Genomic DNA, 9,079 nt, shown 5'->3' on the forward strand with positions numbered 1-9,079 from the left:
CGCGGCCGTCGTCCTTCCCCGAAAGGTCCCCCACGTGACCCCCATCATCGAGTTCCGCGACGTCACCAAGGTGTTCGACGGCCCGAACGGGCCGATCCGCGCCGTCGACGGCGTCGACCTCGCCGTCGAGCAGGGTGAGATCTTCGGCGTCATCGGCTACTCCGGCGCCGGCAAGAGCACCCTCGTGCGGCTCATCAACGGCCTCGAGCGCGTCACGTCGGGGCAGCTGGTCGTGGACGGCGACGACGTCGCCGCGCTGTCCGAGCGCGCGCTCGAGCGCAAGCGCCGCGACATCGGCATGATCTTCCAGCAGTTCAACCTGTTCTCGTCGCGCACCGTCGCCGGGAACGTGGCGTTCCCGCTCAAGGTCGCGGGCTGGCCCAAGGCCGACCGCGACCGGCGCATCGCCGAGCTGCTCGACTTCGTCGGCCTGCTCGACCGTGCGCACTCCTACCCGGACCAGCTGTCCGGCGGGCAGAAGCAGCGCGTCGGCATCGCGCGGGCGCTCGCGGCGCAGCCGAAGATCCTGCTCGCCGACGAGTCGACCAGCGCGCTCGACCCGCAGACCACGCAGGACGTCCTGCACCTGCTGCAGAAGGTCAACCGCGAGCTCGGCGTGACGATCGTCGTCATCACGCACGAGCTCGAGGTCGTGCGGTCGATCGCCGACCGCGTCGCCGTCCTGGAGAACGGGCGCGTCGCCGAGCAGGGGAGCGTGTTCGACGTGTTCACGCGCCCGCAGGCGGACGTCACGCAGCGGTTCGTGTCGACCGTCGTGCACGACCGGCCGCGCGGCACCGTCCTCGAGCGGCTCCAGCGCACCCACACCGGGCGGATCGTCACCGTCACCATGACCGACAGCTCGCGGCTCGGGTCGGTGCTCGCGTCGGCGGGTGCCTCGGGCGTCGCGTTCGAGATCGTCTACGGCGGCATCGGCACGCTGCAGGACCAGTCGTTCGGGTCGCTCACGCTCGCGCTCGACGGTCCCGACGCGGCCGTCGACGTGCTCGTCGCGCAGCTCGGTGCCGTCGCGCCTGTCGAGGAGGCCGTCCGATGAGCGCGTTCACGTCGGCCCTCACGGCTGGGCCGCCGGCGGTCGCGTCGCCGTCCGCCGCGACGGTCCTCCGCGCTGCCGGGGACTTCGACCCCGCGTTCCACGGCCCCAAGCTGCTGCAGGCCGCCGGCGAGACGCTCTACATGGTGTCCGCGACGCTGCTCATCGGCGGGGTCCTCGGGCTCGTCCTCGGCATCGCGCTCTACACGACGCGGCGCGGCGGGCTGCTGTCGAACCGTCCCGTGTTCGGGGTGCTCAACCTCGTCGTCAACGTGTTCCGGCCGATCCCGTTCCTCATCCTGCTGATGATCATCGCGCCCGTGACCGTCGGGCTGATCGGCACCCGGCTGGGCAGCACCGCGATGATCGTGCCGTTGTCGTTCGCCGCGACGTTCGGGGTGTCCCGGATCGTCGAGCAGAACCTCGTCGCGATCGACCCCGGCGTCATCGAGGCGGCCCGCGCGACCGGCGCGTCGCGGTGGCGGATCGTCCTCACGCTGCTGGTCCCCGAGGCGCTCGGCCCGCTGATCCTCGGGTTCACGTTCGTGTTCGTCGCGCTCGTCGACATGTCCGCGCTGGCCGGGACGCTCGACGGCGGCGGGCTCGGCGCGTTCGCGCTCGACTACGGCTACAAGCGGTGGAACTTCGCGGTCGTGTGGATCACGGTGATCGTCATCATCGTGCTCGTCCAGCTGGCCCAGTCGCTCGGCAACCGCCTGTCCCGCCGCATCCTGCGCCGCTGACGCGGGACGCAGCCGGTGCCCGCCCGTTGGCCGCGCCCCGGCCGAGCACAACATCAGGGTCGTTCCGGGTGGTCGGAACGACCCTGATGTCGTCGTCGTCGTCGAGCGGGCGGCGTGCGACGGCTGAGGCCGGGGTCGGCGTGTGCCGAGACCCCGGCCTCCGTGCCGCGCGACCGGGCCGGTCAGGCGGCGGCGCCCGCGCGTGCTCGACGCCCGCCCGGGACGGCGTCGGTGTCCTGCGAGACGGCGATCGACCGGCGTGCGAGGTCGTCGCGCTCGACCGCGTCGGCGAGCACGCGCCCGACCTGCCCGCGCGACACCTTCATGCCCTTGACGTCGCCGTTCGTCGTCGTGAAGGCGGGGTGGGGGATGTCGTCGTCGGACAGGTAGACGGGCTGCACCTCGACCCAGTCGAGCTCGGTCGCGCGCAGCTCGGCGGACGTCCGCTCCTCGTCGGCGATCTGCGGTGCGATGAGCAGCGCGAAGAACAGCTTCGCGGAGAACGGCAGCCGGTCGCGCGTGGTGCCGACGCCGTACGACGACTGCACGACGATCCGGCGGACCCCGTGCCGGCGCATCGACGCGACGACGTTGCGGGTGCCGCGCGAGCGGACGTCGATGGGGGTGCCGGCCGGGCCGCGCAGGCGGACCCGGAGCGGGTTCTCGCTGATGCCGAGCGTGACGACGACGGCGTCCTGCCCGGCGACGAGCGCGTCGACCGTGGCGGCGTCGGTCGCGTCGCCGTCGACGCCGCGGACGTGCGGGCCGGTGAGCGCGGCGGCGTGGCGGGACAGGGCGGTGACCTCGTGGCCACGGCGGACGAGCTCGGTGACCGCGGCGCGGCCGGACCCTCCGGTGGCTCCGACGACGAGGACCTTCATGGTGGGCTCCTTGGGTGGGGGAGCGGCGGGTGCTGCTCCGTGGTGCTCCCAGCACACCGCGCCGGACGCTGGACGGTCTATGCTCGTGAGTCGCCGGAACATGACAGATCGTCCAGCGTCGGAGGTGCCGATGAGCGTGCTCGCCCCCGAGGTCCCGTGGGGCTCCGTCGACCCGGTCGGCGAGGCCCTGCACCGGCTGCGCGTCACCGGCTTCTTCTACTGCCACACCGAGGCCACCGGCCCGTGGGCCGTCGACATGCCCGCGTTCGGCGAGTGCGTGAGCTTCCACGTCGTCGCCGAGGGGGAGTGCTGGGTCGAGGTCGACGGCCTCCCGCCCGTGCGGCTGAGGGCGGGAGACCTCGCGCTCGTGCCGCACGGCCGCGGGCACGTCCTGCGCAGCGCGCCGGGGGTGCCGTCGATGGGTCGCGTCGACGAGCTCCCGCAGGACTACGTGAGCGACCACTACTCGGTGCTGCGGTACGACGGGGGCGGGCAGCGCACCGACCTGGTGTGCGGCGTGCTGTCGGTCGACGGCCCGGCGTCCCGGCTGCTCCTCGAGCTGCTGCCGCCCGTCGTGCACGTGCCCGCCGACGACGGTGCCGCGCCGTGGATCGCCGGGACGCTCGGACTCATGGCCGACGAGCTCACGCGCACCCGGCCCGGCGGCGAGGCCGTCACGACGCGGCTCGCCGACATCCTCGTCATCCAGGCGATCCGGGCGTGGGTCGACGCGCAGTCCGCGACGACGGGGTGGCTCGGCGCGCTGCGCGACCCGCACGTGGGCGTCGCCGTCGCGGCCGTGCACCGCGACCCCGCGCGCCCGTGGACCGTCGAGGCCCTCGCGCGCGAGGCGACGATGTCGCGCTCCGCGTTCGCGGCGCGGTTCACCGAGGTCGTCGGCGTCCCGGCCATGCAGTACGTGACGTCGTGGCGCATGCACGTCGCGACCGACCTGCTGGCCGCGGGGGAGCCCGTCGCGCGCGCGGCGACGGCGACGGGCTACGACTCGGAGGCCGCGTTCAGCCGCGCGTACCGCCGTGAGACGGGCCGGGCACCGGGTGCCGTCCGCCGCGCGGCGGTCACCGCGACGTGACCGGCCTCAGGACGACGGTGCCGGTGCGGTCGAGCTGCGCGTGACCAGGTGGGCCGGCGGCACCGTGTAGGAGCGGACCGGGCCGGCGGCGACGACGTTGAGCACGCAGTCGCCGACCTGGACGCCGAGCGCGTGCACGTCGAACGCCATCGCGGACAGCGGTGGGGCGGCGTGCCGGGCGAGCGGCGAGTCGTCCCATGCGAGCAGCGAGAGGTCCGCGGGCACGCGCAGGCCGGCCGCGCGTGCGACGTCGAGCGCGGCGACGGCCATGACGTCGTTGTCGAACACGATCGCGGTGGGCCGCGGGTCGCGGGCGAGCAGGTCGCGCGTCGCGGCGGCCCCGGACGCCTCGCCGTAGTCGCCCTCGACGACCGTGCCGTCGACGCCGAGCGCGGCGCACCGCTCGACGAACGCGTCGGTGCGCGTGCGGGTGTGCGCGAGGTCGTGCGGGCCGGTGACGCGCGCGAGGCGCCGGTGGCCGAGCGCGACGAGGTGGTCGACGGCCTCGTGCGCCTCGGCGGCGTTGTCGACGAACACGTTCGCGACGGGCAGGTCGCGCGACGGGCCGCCGACGACGACGGCGGGCACGCCCAGGTCGGCGAGCGCGTCGAGGCGCGGGTCGTCGACCGTGAGGTTGTGCAGGACGACGGCCTCGACCTGGTGCTGCTCGGCCCAGCGACGGTAGGTCGCGAGCTCGGCGTCGAGCGAGCCGACGATGTGCAGCAGCAGCGAGCGGCCCTCGGCGGAGAGGGACTCCTCGATCCCGGCGATGAGCTGCATGGAGAAGGCCTCGAGCCCCAGCAGCCTCGTCGGCTGGCGGAGCACCAGGCCGACGGCGTGGATCCCGGGCGTCACGCGGCGAGCCTAGCCGCCGCACCCGTGCGGTCCCACGGGCGGACGGCTGCTCTACAACGTTGGAAATGTGTCGTACCGTGGTGCGCAGCCCACCCCGGTCACCGCCGACGGGGTGCCGAGAGGAGCCGCCGTGATGACCGTCGACCCCGACGCCCCCACCCCCCGACGCGAGCGCCGCACCGCACGGCTCGCCGCGACGCCCCCGATGGGCTGGAACAGCTGGGACTGCTTCGGCACCACCGTCACGGAGGACGAGGTCCTCGCGAACGCGACGGTCCTGCGCGACCGGCTGCTCCCGGCGGGCTGGGACACGGTCGTCGTCGACATCGCCTGGTACGACCCGACCGCTCGCGCGCACGGCTACAACGACGGCGCCCCGCTCGTGCTCGACGACCACGGCCGCCAGCTGCCCGCCCCGAACCGCTTCCCGTCGGCCGCGGGCGGCGCGGGGTTCGCCCCGCTCGCCGACGCCGTGCACGGCATGGGCCTGCGCTTCGGCGTGCACCTCATGCGCGGCATCCCGCGGCTGGCCGTCGAGCGCGACCTGCCGATCCTCGGGACGACGTGGAGCGCGCGTGACGTCGCCGCCCCTGACGACGCGTGCGCCTGGAACCCCGACAACGTCGGCGTGGACCACGACCACCCCGGGGCTCAGGCCTGGTACGACGCGCTGATCGGCCAGCTCGCCGGCTGGGGCGTCGACTTCCTCAAGGTCGACGACATGCTCGCGCCGTACCACGACCGCGACGTCGAGGCCGTCGCCCGGGCGATCACGCGCAGCGGCCGCGAGATCGTGCTGTCGCTGTCGCCCGGGACGCACCTGTCGACCACGCACCTCGGCCACCTGCGCGAGCACGCCCAGATGTGGCGCATCAGCGACGACCTCTGGGACCGGTGGGAGGACGTGCACGCCCAGCTCGCGCGCCTCGCCCGGTGGGCTCCGTACCAGCGGCCCGGCGGGTGGGCCGACGCGGACATGCTGCCGCTCGGGCGGATCGGGGTGCGGGCCGAGCGCGGCGAGCCGCGCGACAGCCGCCTCACGCCCGACGAGCAGCGCACGCTCCTGACCCTCTGGGTCATGGGCCGCTCACCGCTCATGGTCGGCGGCCACCTGCCTGAGACCCACGACGCGACGCTCGACCTGCTCGCCAACCCCGCGCTCGCGACCGTGCTGGCCCGCAGCACCGAGAACCGCGAGATCGTCCGTGAGCCCGTCGACGACGGCGAGCTCGTCGTGTGGACCGCCGCGGCCGGCGACGGGGACACGCGCTGGGTCGCCGTCTTCTGGACCGGGCCGACGGAGCGCCGGCTCACCGTGCCGCTCGCCTCGGTCGTGGGTGCGGTCGCGGCCCGCGGGCCGTGGAGTGCGACCGACCTGTGGAGCGACGGCGAGCCCGAGCGGCTCGTCGGTGCGCTCGACGTCGTCGTCGCGTCGCACGGCGTCCGCTGGTTCGCGCTCGACCCAGCCTGACCTGCGCTCACGCCACCCGTCCGACCCCCCACCGACCCGACCGTCCCGGCACCCGGAGCACCCGTGGATCTCCTCCCGCTGTCCGACGTCCGCCTGCTCGACGGCCCCTTCCGTGCCGCGCAGCAGACCGACCTCGCGTACCTGCTGCGCCACGACCCGCAGCGCCTGCTCGCGCCCTACCGCCGCGAGGCCGGGCTGCCGCCCGTCGCCGAGCCGTTCGGGAACTGGGAGTCGAGCGGGCTCGACGGGCACATCGGCGGTCATGCGTTGTCGGCCGCCAGCCTGCTGTGGGCCGCGACGGGTGACGCGCGCGCGGCCCGGTTCGCCGCCGACCTGGTCGACGGGCTCGCCACGTGCCAGGACGCGCTCGGCACCGGGTACGTCGGGGGCGTGCCGCACGGCGTCGCGCTGTTCGAGCGGATCGCGGCGGGTGACCTGTCGGCCGACTCGTTCGGCCTCAACGGCGCGTGGGTGCCCTGGTACAACCTGCACAAGACCGTCGCCGGGCTGGTCGACGCCGCCCGCTACGCGCCCGAGCCGACCGCGTCGCGCGCACGCGACGTCGCGATGCGGTTCGCGGACTGGTGGCTGCCGGTCGCGGCGCGCCTCGACGACGACCAGTTCGCCGCGATGCTGCGCACCGAGTTCGGCGGCATGTGCGAGGCGTTCGCCGACCTCGCCGACCTCACCGGGCGGTCCGACCTGCGGGCCATGGCGGTCCGGTTCGCCGACCGCACGCTCCTCGACCCGCTGCTCGACGGCCGCGACGAGCTCGACGGGCTGCACGCCAACACGCAGATCGCGAAGGTCGTCGGCTGGGCCGCGCTCGCGGAGTCCGACCCCGACGGCGGCTGGGACCGTGCCGCGCGGGCGTTCGCCGACACCGTCGTGCGACGGCGGTCGCTCGTCTTCGGCGGCGACTCGGTGTCCGAGCACTTCCACCCCGTCGACGACTTCCGCGGCGCGCTCACGTCCCCCGAGGGGCCGGAGTCGTGCAACACCGCGAACATGCTCGAGCTCGTCCGACGGCTCCTGCGCACGGACCCCGACCCCGCGCTGCTCGACTTCGCCGAGCGCGCGCTCGTCAACCACGCGCTGTCCGCGCAGCACCCCGACGGCGGGTTCGTGTACTTCACGCCCGCACGGCCCGACCACTACCGCGTCTACTCGCAGCCCGAGGTGGGTTTCTGGTGCTGCGTCGGCACCGGTCTCGAGACGTACGCACGGCTCGGCGAGCTCGCGCTCGGCACACAGCCCGGCCCCGACGGCGACGACCTGCTCGTCAACGTCGCGGTCCCCGTCCGGGCCACCTGGGCCGCGCGCGGCGCCGTCGCGACGCTGACGAGCGACCTCCCCGACCTGTCGACCGGCGGGGAGGTGACGCTCCGGCTCGACCTGCCCGCGCCGCAGACCTTCACGGTGCACGTGCGCCGCCCGTCCTGGGCGGTCGGCGACCTCGACCTCGCGATCGACGGCGTGCCCGTGCCCGTCGTGCCCGGACCCGGGCCCTACGTCGCGGTGCACCGGACCTGGCACGACGGCGACGTGCTCGCGTGGCGCCTCGCCGCCCGCGTCGAGTCCGAACGGCTGCCCGACGGTTCCGGCTGGGCCGCGTTCCGGTACGGACCCGTCGTCCTGGCGGCGCGCGGCGGTGCGGACGACCTGCCCGGCCTGCGCGCTGACGACTCACGCATGGGCCACGTCGCGGCCGGACCGTTGCACGCGCTCGCGGGCACGCCCGTGGTCGCGTCGCACGCCGACGGCGCCGACCAGGTGCACGGCCCGCTCGACGGCATGACGTTCCGCCTCGACACCGATCGCGGGCCCCTCACGCTCGAGCCGTTCCACGCGCTCCACGACGCCCGCTACACGCTCTACTTCCCGCTCGCCGCACCGGGGACGGCGGAGGAGCGGCGCGCCGCCCTCGCCGCGGCTGAGTCGGACGACCTGACGCTCGCCGTGCGCACCGTCGACGACGTCGCCTGCGGCCGGCAGCAGCCGGAGGTCGAGCACGCGTTCGCCGGCGACGGCACGTGGACCGGCGCGACCGACGGCGTGCGGTGGCGGGCCGCCGACGGGTGGTTCGGCTACACGCTCGCCGACCCGGCGTCGGCGGCCGGCCTGCTGCGCGTGGCCTACCGCGGCGGCGACGTCGACGGTGCGGCGGACGTCGTGGTCGACGGCACCGTCGTCGGGACGGTGACCGCCGCGGCCGGTGCGGGGCTGCGCCACGTCGACCTCGACCTCGGCCCGACCGTGGGCGCGCTCGACGGTGCGCGGCGGACCGTGCGCGTCCGGGCCGTCGCGGGCGGGTGCACGCCGCGGGTCGTCGGGCTGCGTCTCCTGAGCCGCTGAGCCGCCGAGCCCCTGAGCCGCCGAGCCGCCGGCCGGCCGGTCGGAACCCGGCGGAGGCGGCAGGAATCAGTCGTGCGGGTGACAACGTTCTCCATCCCGTCGTCCCTCAGGCGGACATCGGGACCCAGGACTGGTCACGCGAGGCCGTGACGGTGCCACGATGCCCCCATGACGACCGTGCCCGTGTCGCTCCACGCCCTGCTCACGACGCCGTTCACGCCCGCGCCGCCCGTCCGGTGGCGCCGTGCGCACTGGCAGCAGTGGGCCGACCGGATGGGCCCGGACTTCCGGCTGCCCGACGTCGACCACGAGGTCGACCGTCAGGACGCCGCCGCACTGGTGCACGATGAGCTCGAGCGCGGCAGGACGGTGCCCGCGTTCGTCGCGGCGATGGTCTGGGCGTACGGACCGGCGAACGACGGCCCGTACCGCACCGCGACCGTCCTCGGAGGCCGTCGTCGGCCGACCGCGGTGCAGCCGGAGGTCGTCGCCGCGCTCGAGGACGCCGTCGGGACGGCCCGCGACGTGACCGCGCCCACCGCGAGCGTGCAGGCCGCGACCGCGCGCACGGCGGGCGCGGCGTCCGCCGCGACGGGGTCCGCGGTGCGCTCGACGCCCGCCGGGCAC

Annotated in this window: 8 protein-coding genes; 6 read left to right on the forward strand and 2 right to left on the reverse strand. The window is 75.0% G+C overall.

Annotation, left to right across the window (positions count from 1 at the left end; translation table 11 throughout):
* Positions 1–34: 34 nt before the first annotated feature.
* The gene (locus tag CTKZ_RS13760; RefSeq protein WP_124343483.1) at positions 35–1,057 is read left to right on the forward strand and encodes a methionine ABC transporter ATP-binding protein; all 1,023 of its coding nucleotides are present in this window, start codon (positions 35–37) and stop codon (positions 1,055–1,057) included.
* Positions 1,054–1,797 carry a methionine ABC transporter permease gene (locus tag CTKZ_RS13765; protein ID WP_124343484.1) on the forward strand — a complete coding sequence of 248 codons (744 nt, stop codon included), beginning with the start codon at positions 1,054–1,056 and terminating at the stop codon, positions 1,795–1,797. The genes CTKZ_RS13760 and CTKZ_RS13765 overlap by 4 nt, the downstream gene beginning before the upstream one ends.
* Positions 1,798–1,979: 182 nt before the next feature.
* Here the strand turns inward: CTKZ_RS13765 and CTKZ_RS13770 are convergent, their stop codons facing one another.
* A complete protein-coding gene (locus CTKZ_RS13770) occupies positions 1,980–2,678 on the reverse strand; it encodes an NAD(P)-dependent oxidoreductase (RefSeq protein ID WP_124343485.1) in 699 nt (232 codons plus the stop codon).
* A gap of 130 nt (positions 2,679–2,808) precedes the next feature.
* Between CTKZ_RS13770 and CTKZ_RS13775 the strand changes: the two genes are divergently transcribed.
* The gene (locus CTKZ_RS13775; RefSeq protein ID WP_124343486.1) at positions 2,809–3,771 is read left to right on the forward strand and encodes an AraC family transcriptional regulator; all 963 of its coding nucleotides are present in this window, start codon (positions 2,809–2,811) and stop codon (positions 3,769–3,771) included.
* Positions 3,772–3,777: 6 nt separating this feature from the next.
* On the opposite strand, the gene CTKZ_RS13780 is transcribed toward CTKZ_RS13775, so the two are convergent.
* Positions 3,778–4,626, reverse strand: coding sequence for a LacI family DNA-binding transcriptional regulator (locus tag CTKZ_RS13780; RefSeq protein WP_124343487.1), 849 nt, complete (start codon positions 4,624–4,626; stop codon positions 3,778–3,780).
* A gap of 133 nt (positions 4,627–4,759) precedes the next feature.
* Between CTKZ_RS13780 and CTKZ_RS13785 the strand changes: the two genes are divergently transcribed.
* The 3 genes from CTKZ_RS13785 to CTKZ_RS13795 all read left to right on the forward strand — a co-directional run.
* On the forward strand, positions 4,760–6,097 hold the full coding sequence (locus CTKZ_RS13785; protein WP_235843481.1) for an alpha-galactosidase: 1,338 nt from the start codon (positions 4,760–4,762) through the stop codon (positions 6,095–6,097).
* Between the two features lie 63 nt (positions 6,098–6,160).
* Positions 6,161–8,452, forward strand: a complete 2,292-nt coding sequence (locus tag CTKZ_RS13790) for a beta-L-arabinofuranosidase domain-containing protein (protein ID WP_124343488.1) — start codon at positions 6,161–6,163, stop codon at positions 8,450–8,452.
* Positions 8,453–8,620: 168 nt separating this feature from the next.
* A partial coding sequence (locus CTKZ_RS13795) for an 8-oxoguanine DNA glycosylase OGG fold protein (protein WP_148090497.1) occupies positions 8,621–9,079 on the forward strand: 459 nt, incomplete at its 3' end.

This window comes from Cellulomonas algicola (assembly GCF_003851725.1).
Lineage (GTDB): Bacteria > Actinomycetota > Actinomycetes > Actinomycetales > Cellulomonadaceae > Cellulomonas > Cellulomonas algicola.

Coding starts and splice junctions, on each gene's coding strand:
- CTKZ_RS13770 (WP_124343485.1), bottom strand. CDS start 2,678: ATGAAGGTCCTCGTCGTCGGAGCCACCGGAGGGTCCGGCCGCGCCGCG.
- CTKZ_RS13765 (WP_124343484.1), top strand. CDS start 1,054: ATGAGCGCGTTCACGTCGGCCCTCACGGCTGGGCCGCCGGCGGTCGCG.
- CTKZ_RS13785 (WP_235843481.1), top strand. CDS start 4,760: ATGACCGTCGACCCCGACGCCCCCACCCCCCGACGCGAGCGCCGCACC.
- CTKZ_RS13775 (WP_124343486.1), top strand. CDS start 2,809: ATGAGCGTGCTCGCCCCCGAGGTCCCGTGGGGCTCCGTCGACCCGGTC.